This is a genomic window from Sporosarcina koreensis (genome assembly GCF_001531445.1).
In the GTDB taxonomy this organism is placed as follows: Bacteria; Bacillota; Bacilli; order Bacillales_A; family Planococcaceae; genus Sporosarcina; species Sporosarcina koreensis_C.
The window spans coordinates 1-243 of sequence record NZ_LQYA01000254.1 but is presented as its reverse complement, the minus strand read 5'-3'; the positions used below and the strand labels follow the sequence as shown (position 1 = coordinate 243).

The 243-nt window shown below is 31.3% G+C and carries 1 pseudogene; it reads right to left on the bottom strand.

The features are described from left to right. Window positions 1–243: pseudogene (locus tag AWV70_RS21610) on the bottom strand (tetracycline efflux MFS transporter Tet(L)); the annotation flags it as partial.

Here is a 243-nt window from a genome sequence, read left to right as displayed (position 1 = left end):
ATAGAGATAAACCCTGCTACTGTACCAAATATAAGTCCTCCACAAAGGACACCAATTATAAAAGAAATATTTTTCCCCAGTGCAGGATCAACAAAAGGTTCTGTTACTTTCCTAATATGTTTTACAAATATCAGGAATGACAGAATACTGATGATCAGAAAAGAAATGTTATAAGATGTTGTAAACAGCATAAAAAATACAATGCCCACTGACATTAGTATAATTCCTACAATATCAAAATGA